Source organism: Mycobacterium sp. NGS54, from assembly GCF_059812465.1.
Genome location: NZ_JCALCS010000001.1, coordinates 1 through 15308 on the forward strand (window position 1 = coordinate 1; position 15308 = coordinate 15308).

Below are 15308 nucleotides of genomic sequence, written 5' to 3' on the forward strand. Positions count from 1 at the left end.
GCAGCCGGGAGACCGCGACATGGGTGTAGAGCTGCGTGGTCGCCAGGCTGGAATGACCCAGCAACTCCTGGACAACCCGCAGGTCGGCCCCGCCTTCGAGCAGGTGGGTTGCCGCGCTGTGGCGCAGGCCGTGCGGTCCCATGTCGGGCGCGCCTTCCACCGCCGCGACGGTTTGGTGCACGACGGTGCGCGCCTGGCGCACGTCGAGCCGCCGGCCGCGCGCGCCCAGCAGCAGCGCCGGCCCGGACTCCGCGGTCGCCAGGGCCGGGCGTCCGTCGGTCAGCCACGCGTCCAGCGCGCCGGCGGCCGGCGCCCCGAACGGCACGGTGCGCTGCTTATTTCCCTTGCCGAGGACCCGGACCAGCCGATCGCCGGCGTGCACGTCGTCGACGTCCAGGCCGCACAGCTCGCTGACCCGGATCCCGGTGGCGTAAAGCATCTCGACGATCAGCCGGTCCCGCAACGCCAGCGGGTCCCCTTGTTGGGCACCCGATTTCGCGGCAGCCATGGCCTGCAGCGCCTGGTCCTGGCGCAGCACCGAGGGCAGGGTGCGGTGCGCCTTGGGCACCTGCAGGCGCGCGCCCGGGTCCCCGTCGAGCAGGCCGCGCCGTGCCGCCCACGCGGTGAACGCCTTGACCGACGAGGTGCGGCGGGCCAGCGTGGTGCGGGCCGCGCCCGCCCCGGCGGCCGATGCCAGCCACGCCCGCAGCACCGGCAGGGTCAGGGCCTCGAGACCCCGGCCGTCGAGGAACGCGAACAGCGAGCGCAGGTCGCCCAGGTACGCGCGGCGGGTGTGCGCCGACCGCCCGCACTGCAGCGCCAGGTACTCGTCGAACTCCTCGAGGATGGCCTCCACGCCCTTACGGTCGCAGGCGCGGTCGGTTCGGCTCAGCTGACGCGCCGAAGCGTGTCCGGGGTGAGATCTTTGCGCGTCGGATACCCGTCGACCGCCATGATCAGGTCGGCCTCGGCAAGCATCGTGCGCAGCACGTGCACGAGGCCGTCGATGCCGCCGAGGGCCAGCCCGTAGGCGTACGGACGGCCGATCCCCACCGCGGTGGCTCCCAGCGCGAGGGCCTTGATGACGTCGGCGCCGCTGCGGATGCCGGAGTCGAAGAGCACGGGCAGCCCGCCGGCCGCCTCGACCACCCCGGGCAGGCAGTCGATCGCGGGCAGGCCGCCATTGGCCTGCCGGCCGCCGTGGTTGGAGCAGTAGATGCCGTCGACGCCGCCGTCCCGGGCGCGCCTGGCGTCGTCGGGGTGGCAGATGCCCTTGACGAGCAGCGGCAGGTCGGTCAGCGAGCGCAGCCAAGGCAGGTCATCCCAGGTCAGGGGGTTTGCGGAAATTGGCTCCCAAAAAATAACCGCTGGTAGATGGCCTGAGAGATCTCCCCCCGGCCCACTGAGCAGCTGCTTTAGATCTCCTGCGTGATCGCGCAGGTCTTTTGTTTGCATCCCACAAAACAGCTGATAGGAGGCTGGAATTGACCACGCTTGCATTTCAATGGTCGGTCCCTAATCGTTGCGGCGGAACCGATCTGAACCCGGCGCTCATTCCCTACCTCGACGTTGCGGCGGTGATGCTCGTCGTGCTGCTGGCGGCTTACCTGGCATGGGTCCGCTGGCGCGGATGAGCCTGCGGATAGTGCCTATCACCTTCCGCGTAGCCAAAGAGTTTGTCGCCCAGGTCCACCGCCATCACAAACCTCCGGTCGGTCACAAGTTCAGCATCGGGCTGCAGAAGGACGGGCAGTTGGTCGGCGTGGCAATGACCGGTCGGCCGGTGGCGCGCAACTACGACGACGGGTTCACCTTGGAGGTGACCCGCACGGCTACGGACGGCACCGACAACGCCAACTCCATGCTGTACGGAGCGGTGCGGCGTGCCGCGAAGGCGATGGGGTATCGAAGGGTGATCACCTACACCCGCGAGGATGAATCCGGCGCCTCGCTGCGGGGGGCCGGCTGGGTCAACATCGCCACGCGTCGGGCACGGAGGGGATGGGACACGCCATCCCGGCCGAGGGACGACGACAGCACCGACCACGGCATCGGCCGAGAGCTATGGGAGGTCCGGTTTGAGGCCGCGTAACCGCTGGTTGTGGATAACTTGTGTAAACAACTGTTAATGATGATGCAAATGTGACCGTGTCCCTACGTGACGACTTTGGGATTTCCCACTACAGTTCACAGTGCGCCGGGCTATAACATTTCTATAAGAATGCTGTAGGTCTGCGCGCCTTGCCGGGGTGCGGAAGGGGCCGGAATCGAACCGAAAACCTTGCGACGGATTTCAGCCGTTTATCAGACGGCGCCGACCGACCAGGTCGGAACCCCTTCCGTTACTCCCGGCAAGACCGCATAGTCAGGCGGACGCTCCAATGGGGCGCCCGCCTGACGCAGGTCATGCCAAGCAGATCCTATCTGGCGCGTAGACCAAATTGGGCTCTAAGACGTGTCGTGTCGCAATTTCTAAAGCGGTAGTTCCCCCCGCCCCAGTTCGACCCACTGCCGCATACCCTCCTCGTCCAGCAGGGCCGCGTGTTCTGGTGGCAGGTGTCCGAAGGCGATTTGCAGGACTAGCGCATCCAGTTTGAAGTGCTCAGCGAATCGGCCCAGCTCCTCAAAGGTGGGGAAGTCGTCGGCCTGCTTGCGGCGGCTGTAACTGCTCGTGGGTATGCCGAGGGCTGCGGCGAGGTCGCCGTCGAGGAGGTGCTGGTTGGTCAACCAGCTGAGTACCAGCTTGATCTCCCTGCCGTCTGCCATGCGTGGCACGACTGGCAGCGTAGGTCTTGCATCCCCTTGAGATATGCCTTTCGTCCATCTTCGGGTTTCCGAAGACCTGAATCCAGCGCAGGGTCGCCGCTTGGCGGTCCTCCTCCGGCGGGCGTTGCAGGCTCGCGCGGAAGACCGGATCGCTGAAGTAGTTGGCCAGGCAGTGCCCGCGCAGCTGGGGGAAGTTCGACGTGCTCAGGTCGCGCGGGCGCCACCCCGTGACCCAGGTGTCGAGCGTGACGACGATGCCCTTGAAGCCGGCCGCCTCGGCGCGCTGCACCAGGCTGGCGGCCAGGTCGCGGTCGGTCGGTGTGTACAGCTGGAAGAACCCGGGCGTCTCGCCGAGGGCGGCGGCGACGTCTTCCATCGGGTCGACGGTCAGCGTCGAGGCCACCATCGGCACGCCGGTTCGGGCGGCCGCGCGGGCGGTGGCCAGGTCGCCGTGGCCGTCCTGGGCGCACAGGCCGATCACCCCGATGGGCGCCATGAACAGCGGCGACGGCAGCGTCATGCCGAACACGTCGACGGAAAGGTCCCGCTTCGCGGCGCCGACGAACATGCGCGGGATCAGGCCCCAGCCTTCGAAGGCCGTGCAGTTGGCGCGCTGGGTGCGCTCGTCGCCGGCCCCGCCCGCGACGTAGGACCACACCGACGGCGGCAGGGCGGTTGCGGCCTTGGCTTCCAGCTCGGCGAACGCCATCGGCAGCGGCGGCACGATTCCGGCCAGTCCCTGCAGGTAGATCTCGTTCTGGTAGTCCCCGAAATGCGCCATGCCCGTCTTAAGCCCCCGCCTCCGCCTCGGCCAGCTCCTTCTTCCACTGCCGGAACGTCTCCTCGGTGCGGCCGCGCCGCCAGTACCCCGAGATCGACGACGCCCACTTCGCGTCCACGCCGCGCTCCTGGCGGATGTAGGGCCGCAGGTTGTGCATGACGGTCTGCGCCTCGCCGTGGATGAACACGTGCACCTGCCCGGGCAGCCACTGGGCGGTGGTGACCGCCTCGATCAGCGGCGCGAAGTCACCGGCGCGGTCCTCGGGCACCAGGTCGGCGCGCCCGCCGCGGTAGACCCAGCTCACCTCGACGTTGTCCGGCGCGGTCAGCGGGAGCTCGTCTTCCTGGCCGGCGACCTCGATGAACGCCTTGCCAACGGCGTTGGGGGGCAAGGCTTCCAGGGCGGTCGCGATGGCCGGAAGCGCCGACTCGTCGCCGGCCAACAGGTGCCAGTCGGCGGCCGGGTCGGGGGTGTAGGCGCCGCCGGGTCCCATCAGATAGATCGGCTGGCCGGGTTGGGCCGACGCCGCCCAGGCGCCCGCCACCCCGTGCTCGCCGTGCACGACGATGTCGACCGTGAGCTCGCCGGCCGCGACGTCGACGCCGCGCACGGTCATGGTTCGCACCGACGGCTTCTTCTCCGGGGGCAGGTCGGCGAAGCTGTCCAGGGTCAGCGGCTGCGGCAACCGCGCCACGTCGACGTCCTCGGGAACGAAGGCCAACTTGACGTACGAGTCGGTGAACTTGCTGGGCGCGAACGTGTCGAAGTGATTGCTGCCCAGCACGACCCGAACCATGTGCCGGGTGAGCTGCTCGGTGCGGATTACTCCGAAGCTTTGTAGAGGTCGACCTGCCACTTATCCTCCTGTCGGGGACCCGACCCCCCGTCGACTATACGAGCCGCGCCGTCGAACCCCGGGCCGCGCCGGCGCGGACGATTCGCCACCGCCCGTCGTCGCGGCGCGCCAAACCGGCCATCTCGAGCATCGCCAGCGGCCCGAGTACCTGCTCGGGCGGCAGCGCCGACGCGACGGCGATCTCGTCGACCGTGGCGGCGCCGCGACCGGGCAACGCCTCGTACACCCGGCGCTCGGCGTCGCCCAGCCCGTCGAGCGGCGTGGTGGGGTGCGGTTCTTCGGACGCCAGCTCACCGATGCGGCCGACGAGCTCGACGACGTCGTCGGCGCGGGTGACCAACTGGGCGCCGTTGCGCAGCAGCGCATGGCAACCCGACGACGCCGACGAGGTCACGGGGCCGGGCACCGCGGCTACCACCCGGCCCAGCACCCGCGCCCAGGCCGCGGTGTTCGCCGCGCCGCTGCGCAGGCCGGCTTCGACCACGACCGCGGCACCCGACACCGCGGCGACCAGGCGGTTGCGGGTGAGGAACCGGTGCCGGGCCGGGCGGACACCCGGCGGGTATTCGGTGAACACCAGCCCCTGCTGACCGATCCGGTGCAGCAGTCCGGAATGACCTGACGGATAAGGGATGTCGAGCCCGCCGGCAAGCGCGGCCACGGTGATTCCGTCGCCGTTCAGTGCCGCGCGGTGCGCCGCGCCGTCGATGCCGTAGGCGCCGCCGGAGACCACCGCCACGTCGCGCTCGACCAGCCCGGCGGCCAGGTCGTCGGCGACCTGCTCGCCGTATCCGGTCGACGCCCGGGTTCCGACCACGGCCGCCGCGCGTTGGGCCACCTCGTCGAGGCGCGCCGGACCCATCGCCCACAACACCATCGGCGGCCCGCCGCGGGCCCTGACCTCGGCATTGCCGAAGGCGGCGAACGCGAGCAGCGGCCACTCGTCGCAGTCGGGTGTGATCAGCCGGCCGCCGCGGTCGTCGAGAAGCACGAGATCCGCCGCGGCGCGGTCTATTTCGCGCCTGGCCTCGGTGTGGCGTGCCAGCTCGGCGTCGACCGATCCGCGCCGGACCCGTTCGGCGGCCTCGACCGGGCCCACGCGTCGCACCAGGGCGGCGAGCGGCGCGCAGGGCGGTTCGGCCACCCGGGACAGGTAAGCCCACGCCAGCGACACGTGATCGGTCATCGCTGCGCCCCCGGTTGGCGGAAGCTGAGCGCGGCCGCGACTTCCTCGAGGCCCGGCATCGGCCGGCCGGCCAGGTCGGCCAGGCTCCACGCGACCCGGAGCGTGCGGTCCAGGCCGCGGATGCTGAGCAGCCCACGGTCCAGCGCCTTGCGCAGCGGCTCCATCGCGGCGTTGCTGGGACGGAACTTCCGCCGCAGCAGGGTCCCACTGACCTCGGCATTGGTGCGGAATCCATGTGGCCGCCAACGCTCGGCGGCCGCGTCGCGCGCCGCCGCCACCCGCCGGCGAACCTGCGCGGTCGTTTCGCCGTCGGTGACCGAGATTGCCCCGGCGCGCACCGGATTCATCTGCACTCGCAGGTCGACGCGGTCCATCAGCGGCCCGGACAGCTTGCCCAGGTAGCGGCGTTTGGCCGCGGCCGCGCAGACACAGTCGCGCGGATCGGCCGGCGCGCACGGGCAGGGGTTGGCGGCCAGCACCAGCTGGAAGCGGGCGGGGTAACACGCCACTCCGTCGCGGCGGGCGAGGCGAATCTCCCCGTCTTCCAACGGCGTTCGCAGCGCTTCCAGCGCGCTGACGCTGATCTCGGCGCATTCGTCCAGAAACAACACCCCGCGGTGCGCCCGGCTGACGGCGCCCGGGCGGGCCATCCCCGATCCCCCGCCGACGAGCGCGGCGACGGTCGAGCTGTGGTGCGGCGCCACGAACGGCGGCCGGGTGATCAGCGGCGTGTCCGCCGACAGCAGCCCGACCACCGAGTGAATCGCGGTGACCTCCAGCGACTCGTCCTCCGACAGCGGCGGCAGCAGCCCCGGAAGGCGTTGCGCCAGCATCGTTTTGCCGATTCCCGGGGGCCCCGTCAGCATGAGGTGGTGCGCCCCGGCGGCCGCAACCTCCACGGCGAACCGCGCCTGCGCCTGCCCGACGACGTCGGCCAGGTCGGCCGCCGGCTCCGGCTCGGTGACTCCCCCGCTGATCCGGCGGTCCAGGCCGCCCGAGCCGCCGAGCCAGCGCTGCAGTTGCCGCAGCGTGCGTACGCCCCAGACCTCGATCCCGTCGATCAGGCTGGCCTCGGCCAGGTTGTCGGACGGGACGACGACGGCCGGCCAGCCGTCGCGTTTGGCGGCCAGCACGGCGGGCAGCACCCCGCGCACCGGCCGCACCCGGCCGTCCAGCGACAGCTCACCCAGCAGCACCGTCTTCTCCAGGCGCTCCCACGGATGCTTGCGCTGCGCCGAAAGCACCGCGGCCGCAAGCGCGATGTCGTAGACGGAGCCCATCTTCGGCAGCGTGGCCGGCGACAGCGCCAGCGTGAGCCGGGCCTGCGGCCAGTCGTTTCCGCAGTTGGTGACGGCCGCCCGGACCCGGTCGCGCGACTCCTGCAGGGCGGCGTCGGGCAGCCCGACCAGGTGCACGCCCGGCAGGCCGTTGGTGATGAATGCCTCGATTTCCACCGTGGCGCCGTCCAATCCGCGCACCGCTACCGAGAACGCACGCCCCAGCGCCATCAGCCGATTCCCTGCAGGTGGGTGATCTCCGGGGTGCGGCCTGAATTTTTAGGCCCGACCCGCACGCCGATCACGTCGATCCGGAGAGCCGCCCAGCGCGCGTCCTGGCCGGCCAGCCAGAGCCCGGCCAGCCGGCGCAGCCGCCACACCTTGCGCGGGGTCACCGCGTACGCCAGCCCGCCGTAGCCGTCCCCCGTGCGGGTCTTCACCTCGACGAAAACCGCGGTGCCGGTGGCTTCGTCGGCCGCGATCACGTCCAGCTCGCCATAGCGGCAGCGCCAGTTGCGGGCCAGGATCCGCAACCCCATCCGCGTCAGGTGATCCACCGCGAGCGCCTCGCCCATCGCGCCCAGCTGCACCCGGGTCATGCTCTGTTCGGTCGTCATGGGGCCAAGGTGCCCGGCGGCGCTGACACGCGCAGTCCCGTCGGCGGCCTGGAGCTCGGTGCGGCGGCGAGTTATCCCCAGTCAGGCGTCCATCCACAGCCGCGCACGGGAAGCTAGCTCCAGTGCGGCGGCGCGTCGTTGCCCGGGCAGTCGGCGGACCGGCAGTGCACGTCGCGCACCCGCCGGCTGGTGACGTTGCCGTCGCTGTCGTAGGTGTACTCGACCGTGGCCTCGGCCTCGCGCCGGCAGGCGGGGCAGGTCGCCATTTCCGTCTTGAACCGCGACATCGCCCTACCGGATCCGGTCGGCCCGGGTGTAGACGTTCATCGAGTCCTCCCGCAGGAACGCGACCAGCGTGACGCCGGACTCCTCGGCCAGCGACGCCGCCAGCGACGACGGCGCCGACACCGCGGCCAGCACGGGAATGCCCGCCAGCACGGCCTTTTGCGTCAACTCGAACGACGCCCGCCCGCTGACCAGCAGCACGCACCCCTGCAGCGGAACGCGCCCGTGTTCCAGTGCCCAGCCGACGACCTTGTCGACCGCGTTGTGCCGGCCGATGTCCTCGCGCACCACCAGCGGCGCGCCGTCGACCCCGAACAGCGCCGCGGCGTGCAGCCCACCGGTGCTGTCGAAAACCTTTTGCGCGGAACGCAATTGGCCCGGCATCGCCTGGAGCGTGGCCGCGGAGACGGTCGCCGGATCCGAGCCGGGCGAGAAGCGCCCGATCAACCGCACCGCGTCCAGCGACGCCTTGCCGCAGACCCCGCACGACGACGTGGTGTAGAAGTTGCGGGTGACGTCGAGGTCCGGTGGCGCGACATCGGGCGCCAAGGTGACGTCCAGGACGTTGTAGGTGTTCGGCTCAACGCCCGCGCCGCAGTAGCGGATGGTGTGCACGTCGTCGCGCCCGCCGATGACTCCCTCGGTGAGCAGAAAGCCTTGCGCCAGTTCGAAATCGGAGCCGGGCGTGCGCATGGTCACCGTGACCGGCGCGCCGTTGACGCGGATCTCCAGCGGCTCCTCGACGGCCAGGGTCTCGGGCCGGGTGACGGCACGGCCGGCGGTGAGATGCCGCGCGCGCCGGCGCGCCGTTACTTGGCCCACGCACTCAAACTACCTCGGCCAGCGCCGCCAGGGTCTCCTCCGCGGAGTGGACCGGCCGCCACCCCAGCTGGGTCCGCGCCTTGGTGGTGTCCATCACCACCGACGTCCGCGCGGAGTGCAGCCATTCCAGCATGGACGGGACGAACGGCACCTTGGAAATCGCCGCCGAGGCCGCCGAGGCGGCGATCGCGGGCACCCGCACCGGCCGGCCACCGAGCGCCTTGGCCACCTCCGACACCGTGACCACCCCGTCACCGGCGATGTTGTAGGCCCCCGGCGGGGCGGGAGCCGTCGCCGCCAGGGCGATCGCCTCGGCGACGTCGTCGTGGTGGACGAGCTGCAACGGGATCCCCGGATCCGGGACGATGGGCTTCAGTACCGGCGCCACCTTGGTGACGGCGCGCACCGGCGCGGGCAGCTGGTTCCAGGGCATCGCGTCGGCCAACGCCGTCGCCCGGGGCCCGGCGACGATGCACGGCCGCAGGACGAACACCTCGAGCGACGAGCCCTCGGTGATGTCGGCGAGCAGCGCCTCGCACGCGGCCTTCTGCGCCGAGTAGTAGTGCTCGGCGGTCCCCCGCGCCGGCACGTCCTCGGTCAGCGGGACGGGATTGTCGGAGTGGTAGCCGTAGGCCGCCACCGACGACGTGTACACCAGGCGCCGCGGCCGCTGCGCGGCGACGGTCGCCTCGAACACGTTTCGGGCGCCTTCCAGGTTGATGCGTTGGCTCTCGTCGCGCGAGCCCATGATGATGAACGCCAGGTGGACCACTACGTCAGCCTCGGCGACCAGGGCGTCGACGGCCCCCCGGTCGGTGATGTCGCCCTGCTGGTAGCTGGTTTTCACCCAGCCACACGACGCCGGGTCGAACGGCCGGCGCGCCATCCCGATAATCGTCTCCACCGCGGGCTCGCGCTCGAGCGCCGTCACCGCCGAGACACCGATCTCCCCGGTTGGCCCGGTCACCGCCACAGTCAGCCCCATGCCAGAGGTCCTTCCCTCCCCCACAGGTCTGAAACCCGAGATGACAAACCCCTGGATCGATACGCTCGCAGAAGGGCCAGCTAGCGTGGTTTCGACACCGACACCGCGGGAATGAGGCAAAGCGTGGTAGAACACTCGCGTTCACCAACGGGCGGGGAGAAGGCCGACCCGGCGACGGTCTTCGCCGCCCTCGCGGAGATCATCTACCAAGGCTCGGACGTCAAACAGATGTACGCCGCCATCTGCATCGCCGCGACCCTGACCGTGCGCGGCTGTGACCACGCCAGCCTGCTGGTGCGCGAAGGCGACCGCTATGTCACCGTCGGCGCAAGCGACCAGATCGCGCAGCAAATCGACGAGATGGAACGGCGATCCGGCGACGGCCCGTGCATCGACGCGATCGAGGAGGAGACCCCCCAGATCGACACGGACCTGACCTCGCCGTCGCTGTGGCCCAGGCTCGCCAAGGTCCTCGTCGAGGAGACGCCGGTGCGCGGCGCCATGGGCTTTCGGCTCCTGGTCGACAAGCGCAAGGGGGCCGCGCTGAACCTGTTCAGCGACACCCCCAACCTGTTCGACGCCGAATCCGCCGGCCGGGCCGCGGTGCTGGCGTCGTTCGCCAGCGTGGCCATCAACGCGGTCGCCAAGGGGGAAGACGCCGCGAGCCTGCGCCGGGGGCTGATGAGCAACCGGGAGACCGGCAAGGCGGTCGGCATGTTGATGCTGCTGCACGACATCACCGAAGACCAGGCATTCGACCTGCTGCGCCGGCACTCCCAGGCGCTGAATATCAAGCTGGCCGACGTGGCGCGCGCCGTCATCGACAATCGTGGCCAGCTGCCGGCCGGCGGCGACGATCAGGTTCCGCCCAGCGCATAGCGACGCCGGCAGCTACTCCGGCAGCCGCAACTCGGGTTTCTCGACCTCTTCGATGTTGACGTCCTTGAAGGTGACCACACGCACCTGCTTGACGAAGCGGGCCGGCCGGTACATGTCCCACACCCAGGCGTCGGACAGCCGCAGCTCGAAGTACACCTCGCCGTCGGCGTTGCGGGGCGTCATCTCCACGCTGTTGGCCAGGTAGAAGCGCCGCTCGGTTTCCACGACGTAGCTGAACTGGCCGACGATGTCCTTGTATTCGCGGTACAGCGAGAGCTCCATCTCGGTTTCGTACTTTTCGAGATCTTCTGCACTCATCTGCTCAGACGTCCTTCTGCATGACGTGGGAACCTGGTCCCATCTTTCCTCACTGGTCTTCGCCAGGCTCGGCCGGAGGGTCCGGTTTGCACTCCGCGACCACGCGCGCACCGGATCCGGTCGCCACGCGCCGGACGTTGATGAACGAATAGCGGTGCTGAGCGCAGGGGCCGAGCTCGGTCAGCGCCGTCGAATGCGCCGGGGTGCTGTAGCCCTTGTGGTCGGCGAAGCCGTAGCCGGGGTGATCGGCGTCCATCGCGACCATCAGCCGGTCGCGGCTGACTTTGGCCAGCACGCTGGCCGCGGCGATGCACGCGGCGACGGCGTCCCCACCGATCACCGGCAGCGACGGCATCGGCAGGCCGGGCACGCGAAACCCGTCGCTGAGCACGTAACCGGGGCGCACCGCGAGCCCGGCAACCGCGCGCCGCATGCCCTCGATGTTGGCGACGTGCACCCCGCGCCGGTCGACCTCCTCCGACGAGATGAAGACGACGTGGTACGCCAGGGCATAACGGCGGATCAAGGGGAACAGCTTCTCCCGCATCTTTTCGGTGAGCTTCTTCGAGTCATCAAGGGCCGCAAGGCTTTCCAGTCGGCTCGGGCCGAGCACGCAGGCCGCCACCACCAGCGGGCCGGCGCAGGCGCCGCGGCCCACCTCGTCCACCCCGGCCACCGGACCCAGGCCGCTGCGATACAGGGCCGACTCCAGGGTGCGCAACCCGGACGATTTGCGGATGACGGTCCGCGGCGGCCACGTGGTGGCCATGGCTACTGACTCTGCTGGGGGTTCACCGACCTGACGCCGCCCCACCTCGACGGCGGCCACACGATGAACTGGGCCTTGCCGATGACGTTGGCGACCGGGACGGTTCCCGAATTGGGGTCGCCGGTGCACAGGATGCCCTTGAGGGCTTCGATCGGGACGCTGGTGCAATGGGCCCGGGAATCGGCCGAGTGGGTCCGGTTGTCCCCCATCACCCACAGCCGCCCCGCCGGAACGGCGACGGGCCCGAACTCGCTGCCCAGGCAGGGGTACTTCGACGGGTCGGCCATCATCGTGTTCGGATCCAGATACGGCTCCTTGAGCGGCTTGCCGTCGACGGTCAACCCCGTCTCGGCCCGGCAAGCCACCGTCTGCCCTCCCACCGCGATGACCCGCTTGACCAGGTCGTTCTCGTCGGGGGGCACGAAACCGATGAACGACAGCGCGTTCTGCACCCAGCGCAGCGCGGTGTTGTTCGACCGGATCGACTTGTAGCCGGCGTTCCACGACGGCGGCCCTTTGAAGACGATCACGTCGCCGGGGTGCGGCTGGCCGAACCGGTAACTCAGCTTGTCGACCATGATCCGGTCGCCGACGCAGCCGGTGCAGCCGTGCAGCGTGGGCTCCATGGATTCCGACGGAATCAGGTAGGGGCGGGCGACGAACGTCAGCATGACGTAGTAGAGGACCACGGCGATCACCGCGAGAAGCGCGAGCTCGCGCAGCGTGGACTTCTTCTTGGGCTCCGGCTCGGCCGCCTCGGGCGAGGCTTCGGAGGGAGCGCCGGGGTCGGCTGTGGAGACCTTCGGCTCTGGCTGACCAGCGTCGGGCTGGCGCTCGGGTGAGTCCGGGGTATCGGTCACGAGATCAGCGTAGCCAGCGTGGTTTGTGGGCCGATAAACCGCGCCCGGTCAGCGCTTTTCCTTGATCTTGGCCTTCTTGCCGCGGAGTTCACGCAGGTAGTACAGCTTGGCGCGGCGGACGTCGCCACGGGTCACCACCTCGATGTGGTCGATGTTCGGCGAATGCACCGGGAAGGTCCGCTCGACGCCGACGCCGTAACTCTCCTTGCGCACGGTGAACGTCTCGCGGATGCCTCCGCCCTGTCGGCGGATCACCACGCCCTTGAACACCTGGATACGCTCCTTGGCGCCCTCGATGACCTTGACGTGCACATTGATGGTGTCGCCCGGGCTAAAGGCCGGGATGTCGTCGCGCAGCGACGTCTGGTCGACGAAGTCCAGCCGGTTCATCGTAGGAACACTCTTCCTTGCGGTCGCGGCCTGCGACGGCTGCCCACACGCGGGCGCGTGGGCGGTCATCAAGCCGATGGTTTTCGGGCTTTTAGTGCTTATCTCGCAGCCGCCGGGAAACGGCAAGGCCCGCTGACGGGTTCGAGACAACTGAACAATTGTGCCAGACGGCCCGCGTGCATTGAAAATCACATGTAAACGTCGCGGTTTGAACCGCCCCGAAAGAGCCAGTGAGTGGTACACATAATTCGGGTCAAAACGGCCCCGCCACGTGCGCGTTTAACGTTCGCGCAAACCAAGGAGACCGACACATGCGCACCCGCCCGCTCGCCGTGCTCGCCGCCGTGGCGGCGGTGACGCTGGTGCTGGCCGGGTGCGACGAGGCGTTGGTGGAGCCGCAAAGCCAATCGAAGCCGTCCGGCCACCCCGAACGCACCGAGCCCGTTCGGCTGTCGCAAACGCAGCCGGAGACGGTTCAGCTGCTGCTGGACACCCTGCCGATGCACGGGCCCCCGCAGGCGCTGTCCGGCACGGTGTTCGGCGGCCTGCCGGCGCGCATCCAGCAGGCCATCGACGAGGCGGCCGGCGCCGGGGCCGCCCTATCGGTCGCCGTCCTGGACCGCAAGACGCATGAGCTGGTCTCCAACGGCAACAGCCAGGTCGTCGGCACCGCGTCGGTGGCCAAGCTCTTCATCGCCGACGATCTGTTGCTGGCAGAGTCCCAGGGCCGCACCACCCTGTCCCCCGGCGACCGCCAGGCCCTGGACGTCATGTTGCAGTCGTCCGACGACGGCGCGGCCGAGAAGTTCTGGGGTCAGGGCGGCGGCGACAACATCATCACCCAGGTCGCGAGCCGGTACGGGCTGTCCTCCACCACTCCGCCCAGCGACGGGCGCTGGTGGAACACCATGAGCTCGCTGACCGACCTGATCCACTACTACGACGCGCTGCTCGACGGGTCGGGCGGCCTGCCGACCGAGCGGGCCGCGATCATCGTCAACGATCTGGCCCGGTCCACGCCGACCGGCCTCGATGGCTACCCGCAGCGGTTCGGCATCCCCGACGGCCTGTTCGCCGAGCCGGTGGCGGTCAAGCAGGGCTGGATGTGCTGCATCGGCGCCGACTGGGTGCACTTGTCGACCGGTGTGATCGGCGCCGACCACCGCTACGTGATGGTGGTGCAATCGTTGCAGCCGTCCGACGACGCCACCGCGCGACAGACGATCACCCAGGCCGTCAAGACGATATTTCCCAACGGCCGGATCTAGCTCTCTGCAGTGTTCGCCGGGCCCTGTCCGGTCACCAGGTCGGGACGGCGCTCGCGGGTGCGCTGAAGCGAAACCTCGCGGCGCCAGGCCGCGATGCGCGCATGATCACCGGACAGCAGCACCTCGGGCACGTCGAGGCCACGCCAGCTCGGTGGGCGGGTGTAGCTGGGGCCCTCCAGCAGCCGGTCCAGGGCGGGCGAGTGCGAATCGTCCTGCAGTGACGCGGGATTGCCCAGCACCCCGGCGAGCATCCGTAGCACGGCTTCGATCATCACCACGGTCGCCGACTCCCCGCCGGGCAGCACGTAGTCCCCGATCGAGACCTCCTCGACCCGCATCCGTCGGGCGGCGTCCTCGATGACCCGTTGGTCGATGCCCTCGTAGCGGCCGCACGCGAACACCAGGTGTTTTTCGGCGCTCCAGCGCTGGGCGGTCGCCTGCGTGAACAACTTGCCGGCCGGCGTGGGAACCACCAAAAGCGTTTCACCCGAACAGGTTTCGTCTAGTGCCTCGCCCCAGACCGGGGCCTTCATCACCATCCCGGGTCCGCCGCCGTAGGGTGCATCGTCGACCGAGTGGTGGACGTCGTAGGTCCACCGGCGCAGGTCGTGCACCTGCAGATCGACCAGGCCCGACGCAATCGCCCTGCCCGGCAATGACTCTCGCAGGGGATCCAGGTACGCCGGGAAAATCGTTATGACGTCGATTCGCACTTTTGTCCGGCACCCCTCCCTACAATTCCAGCAGGCCCTGGGGCGGATCGATCTCGATCAGCCCGTCGTCCAACGACACCGACGTGACGATCGCGCTGACGAACGGCACCAGCACCTCACCGGATTCGCGCCGCACCGCCAGCAGCTCACCGGCCGCGGTGTGCAGCACCTCGGCGACCATTCCGACGTCGAGCCCCGCCGTCGTCCGGACAGCAAGTCCTTCGAGCTGGTGGTCGTAGTAGGTGTCCGGCTCGTCGATCGGCGGCAGCTCGTGGGAGTCCACGACGAACAGGCTGCCCCGCAGCGCGTCGGCGGCGTCGCGGTCGTTCACCCCGGCAAATCGCACCAGCAGCCGGCCGCCATGCTCACGGACTTGGTCGACGACGACGGTGCGCTCCTCGCCGCTACGGGAGTTCTTGGCGCGCAACGCATTACCCGGAGCGAATCGCGCTGCGGGATCGTCGGTGCGGATTTCCACGACCACCTCGCCGCCGATGCCGTGCGCCTTGACCACGCGCCCGACCGTTAACTCCAAG

18 protein-coding genes, 1 tRNA gene and 2 pseudogenes are annotated in these 15308 nt (G+C 69.7%); 4 read left to right on the forward strand and 17 right to left on the reverse strand.

Annotated elements, in window-relative coordinates; translation table 11 throughout:
• Both AC5Y5E_RS00005 and AC5Y5E_RS00010 read right to left on the reverse strand, forming a co-directional pair.
• Window positions 1–856, reverse strand: an 856-nt coding sequence (locus AC5Y5E_RS00005) for a tyrosine recombinase XerC (RefSeq protein WP_499900990.1), incomplete at its 3' end; no start/stop codon positions are given.
• 32 nt (window positions 857–888) lie between these two features.
• Window positions 889–1341 (reverse strand): annotated as a pseudogene (locus tag AC5Y5E_RS00010) (alpha-hydroxy-acid oxidizing protein); the annotation flags it as partial.
• A 143-nt stretch (window positions 1342–1484) separates the two neighbouring features.
• Here AC5Y5E_RS00010 and AC5Y5E_RS00015 point away from each other — a divergent pair.
• The gene (locus AC5Y5E_RS00015) at window positions 1485–1634 is read left to right on the forward strand and encodes a hypothetical protein (protein ID WP_499900991.1); all 150 of its coding nucleotides are present in this window, start codon (window positions 1485–1487) and stop codon (window positions 1632–1634) included.
• The gene (locus AC5Y5E_RS00020) at window positions 1631–2092 is read left to right on the forward strand and encodes an XF1762 family protein (RefSeq protein ID WP_499900992.1); all 462 of its coding nucleotides are present in this window, start codon (window positions 1631–1633) and stop codon (window positions 2090–2092) included. The genes AC5Y5E_RS00015 and AC5Y5E_RS00020 overlap by 4 nt, the downstream gene beginning before the upstream one ends.
• A gap of 160 nt (window positions 2093–2252) precedes the next feature.
• Here the strand turns inward: AC5Y5E_RS00020 and AC5Y5E_RS00025 are convergent.
• The 9 genes from AC5Y5E_RS00025 to AC5Y5E_RS00065 all read right to left on the reverse strand — a co-directional run bounded on the left by AC5Y5E_RS00025 (window position 2253) and on the right by AC5Y5E_RS00065 (window position 9575).
• Window positions 2253–2341 (reverse strand) — tRNA-Ile (locus AC5Y5E_RS00025).
• Between the two features lie 282 nt (window positions 2342–2623).
• Window positions 2624–3547 carry an alpha-hydroxy-acid oxidizing protein gene (locus tag AC5Y5E_RS00030; RefSeq protein WP_499900993.1) on the reverse strand — a complete coding sequence of 308 codons (924 nt, stop codon included), beginning with the start codon at window positions 3545–3547 and terminating at the stop codon, window positions 2624–2626.
• A 7-nt stretch (window positions 3548–3554) separates the two neighbouring features.
• Window positions 3555–4403: a siderophore-interacting protein gene (locus tag AC5Y5E_RS00035; protein ID WP_499900994.1), complete on the reverse strand. Its 849-nt coding sequence runs from the start codon at window positions 4401–4403 to the stop codon at window positions 3555–3557.
• Between the two features lie 34 nt (window positions 4404–4437).
• Window positions 4438–5589 (reverse strand): DNA-processing protein DprA, encoded by a 1152-nt coding sequence (gene dprA / locus AC5Y5E_RS00040; RefSeq protein ID WP_499900995.1) that lies wholly within the window; start codon window positions 5587–5589, stop codon window positions 4438–4440.
• On the reverse strand, window positions 5586–7097 hold the full coding sequence (locus AC5Y5E_RS00045; RefSeq protein ID WP_499900996.1) for a YifB family Mg chelatase-like AAA ATPase: 1512 nt from the start codon (window positions 7095–7097) through the stop codon (window positions 5586–5588). The genes dprA and AC5Y5E_RS00045 overlap by 4 nt, the downstream gene beginning before the upstream one ends.
• Window positions 7097–7483 carry a YraN family protein gene (locus tag AC5Y5E_RS00050; protein WP_499900997.1) on the reverse strand — a complete coding sequence of 129 codons (387 nt, stop codon included), beginning with the start codon at window positions 7481–7483 and terminating at the stop codon, window positions 7097–7099. Before AC5Y5E_RS00050 ends, AC5Y5E_RS00045 begins: the two co-directional genes overlap by 1 nt.
• Window positions 7484–7596: 113 nt before the next feature.
• On the reverse strand, window positions 7597–7770 hold the full coding sequence (locus tag AC5Y5E_RS00055; protein WP_499900998.1) for a 5'-phosphate oxidase: 174 nt from the start codon (window positions 7768–7770) through the stop codon (window positions 7597–7599).
• Window positions 7771–7774: 4 nt separating this feature from the next.
• The gene (gene fdhD, locus AC5Y5E_RS00060) at window positions 7775–8590 is read right to left on the reverse strand and encodes a formate dehydrogenase accessory sulfurtransferase FdhD (RefSeq protein WP_499900999.1); all 816 of its coding nucleotides are present in this window, start codon (window positions 8588–8590) and stop codon (window positions 7775–7777) included.
• Window positions 8591–8594: 4 nt separating this feature from the next.
• Window positions 8595–9575, reverse strand: a complete 981-nt coding sequence (locus AC5Y5E_RS00065) for an NAD-dependent epimerase/dehydratase family protein (protein ID WP_499901000.1) — start codon at window positions 9573–9575, stop codon at window positions 8595–8597.
• A 123-nt stretch (window positions 9576–9698) separates the two neighbouring features.
• Between AC5Y5E_RS00065 and AC5Y5E_RS00070 the strand changes: the two genes are divergently transcribed.
• Window positions 9699–10454, forward strand: a complete 756-nt coding sequence (locus AC5Y5E_RS00070; protein WP_499901001.1) for a GAF and ANTAR domain-containing protein — start codon at window positions 9699–9701, stop codon at window positions 10452–10454.
• A 12-nt stretch (window positions 10455–10466) separates the two neighbouring features.
• Here the strand turns inward: AC5Y5E_RS00070 and AC5Y5E_RS00075 are convergent, their stop codons facing one another.
• The 4 genes and pseudogenes from AC5Y5E_RS00075 to rplS all read right to left on the reverse strand — a co-directional run bounded on the left by AC5Y5E_RS00075 (window position 10467) and on the right by rplS (window position 12791).
• Window positions 10467–10772 (reverse strand): DUF2469 domain-containing protein, encoded by a 306-nt coding sequence (locus AC5Y5E_RS00075; RefSeq protein WP_003875077.1) that lies wholly within the window; start codon window positions 10770–10772, stop codon window positions 10467–10469.
• 9 nt (window positions 10773–10781) lie between these two features.
• Window positions 10782–11541, reverse strand: a pseudogene (locus tag AC5Y5E_RS00080) (ribonuclease HII); the annotation flags it as partial.
• Between the two features lie 2 nt (window positions 11542–11543).
• On the reverse strand, window positions 11544–12401 hold the full coding sequence (gene lepB, locus AC5Y5E_RS00085) for a signal peptidase I (protein ID WP_499901002.1): 858 nt from the start codon (window positions 12399–12401) through the stop codon (window positions 11544–11546).
• Between the two features lie 48 nt (window positions 12402–12449).
• The gene (gene rplS / locus AC5Y5E_RS00090; protein WP_066930268.1) at window positions 12450–12791 is read right to left on the reverse strand and encodes a 50S ribosomal protein L19; all 342 of its coding nucleotides are present in this window, start codon (window positions 12789–12791) and stop codon (window positions 12450–12452) included.
• A gap of 311 nt (window positions 12792–13102) precedes the next feature.
• Here rplS and AC5Y5E_RS00095 point away from each other — a divergent pair, with 311 nt between their 5' ends.
• A complete protein-coding gene (locus tag AC5Y5E_RS00095) occupies window positions 13103–14059 on the forward strand; it encodes a serine hydrolase (protein WP_499901003.1) in 957 nt (318 codons plus the stop codon).
• Here AC5Y5E_RS00095 and trmD read toward each other — a convergent pair.
• A complete protein-coding gene (gene trmD / locus AC5Y5E_RS00100; protein WP_499901004.1) occupies window positions 14056–14772 on the reverse strand; it encodes a tRNA (guanosine(37)-N1)-methyltransferase TrmD in 717 nt (238 codons plus the stop codon). The two genes, AC5Y5E_RS00095 and trmD, sit on opposite strands and share 4 nt — an antisense overlap.
• Before the next feature lie 19 nt (window positions 14773–14791).
• Window positions 14792–15307 carry a ribosome maturation factor RimM gene (gene rimM, locus AC5Y5E_RS00105; protein ID WP_499901005.1) on the reverse strand — a complete coding sequence of 172 codons (516 nt, stop codon included), beginning with the start codon at window positions 15305–15307 and terminating at the stop codon, window positions 14792–14794.
• Between the last annotated feature and the right edge of the window lies 1 nt (window position 15308).

What these genes read in the sequence shown, in the direction of transcription:
- AC5Y5E_RS00020 (WP_499900992.1), top strand. Translation starts at nt 1,631, where the DNA reads ATGAGCCTGCGGATAGTGCCTATCACCTTCCGCGTAGCCAAAGAGTTT.
- AC5Y5E_RS00030 (WP_499900993.1), bottom strand. Translation starts at nt 3,547, where the DNA reads ATGGCGCATTTCGGGGACTACCAGAACGAGATCTACCTGCAGGGACTG.
- dprA (WP_499900995.1), bottom strand. Translation starts at nt 5,589, where the DNA reads ATGACCGATCACGTGTCGCTGGCGTGGGCTTACCTGTCCCGGGTGGCC.
- AC5Y5E_RS00045 (WP_499900996.1), bottom strand. Translation starts at nt 7,097, where the DNA reads ATGGCGCTGGGGCGTGCGTTCTCGGTAGCGGTGCGCGGATTGGACGGC.
- AC5Y5E_RS00050 (WP_499900997.1), bottom strand. Translation starts at nt 7,483, where the DNA reads ATGACGACCGAACAGAGCATGACCCGGGTGCAGCTGGGCGCGATGGGC.
- AC5Y5E_RS00055 (WP_499900998.1), bottom strand. Translation starts at nt 7,770, where the DNA reads ATGTCGCGGTTCAAGACGGAAATGGCGACCTGCCCCGCCTGCCGGCGC.
- AC5Y5E_RS00065 (WP_499901000.1), bottom strand. Translation starts at nt 9,575, where the DNA reads ATGGGGCTGACTGTGGCGGTGACCGGGCCAACCGGGGAGATCGGTGTC.
- AC5Y5E_RS00075 (WP_003875077.1), bottom strand. Translation starts at nt 10,772, where the DNA reads ATGAGTGCAGAAGATCTCGAAAAGTACGAAACCGAGATGGAGCTCTCG.
- rplS (WP_066930268.1), bottom strand. Translation starts at nt 12,791, where the DNA reads ATGAACCGGCTGGACTTCGTCGACCAGACGTCGCTGCGCGACGACATC.
- AC5Y5E_RS00095 (WP_499901003.1), top strand. Translation starts at nt 13,103, where the DNA reads ATGCGCACCCGCCCGCTCGCCGTGCTCGCCGCCGTGGCGGCGGTGACG.